Source organism: Streptomyces achromogenes subsp. achromogenes (assembly GCF_000720835.1).
GTDB lineage: Bacteria > Actinomycetota > Actinomycetes > Streptomycetales > Streptomycetaceae > Streptomyces > Streptomyces achromogenes.
The window spans coordinates 1-300 of the sequence record NZ_JODT01000133.1 but is presented as its reverse complement, the minus strand read 5'-3'; the positions used below and the strand labels follow the sequence as shown (position 1 = coordinate 300).

General features: G+C 58.3%; 2 rRNA genes. Both read right to left on the bottom strand.

The features are described from left to right. Positions 1-117 (bottom strand): 5S ribosomal RNA (gene rrf, locus IH25_RS0137055). 82 nt (positions 118-199) lie between these two features. Then, positions 200-300 (bottom strand): 23S ribosomal RNA (locus IH25_RS0137050); the annotation flags it as partial.

Sequence of the window (300 nt, the reverse complement as noted above, 5' to 3'; positions counted from 1 at the left end):
GTTCGGCGGCGTCCTACTCTCCCACAGGGTCCCCCCTGCAGTACCATCGGCGCTGTGAGGCTTAGCTTCCGGGTTCGGAATGTAACCGGGCGTTTCCCTCACGCTATGACCACCGAAACACTATGAAACAATCAACCAGACCGCCATGACAGCGGGGCTGTTCGTGGTTTCAGAACCAACACAGTGGACGCGAGCAACTGAGGACAAGCCCTCGGCCTATTAGTACCGGTCACCTCCACACGTTACCGTGCTTCCAGATCCGGCCTATCAACCCAGTCGTCTACTGGGAGCCTTACCCCA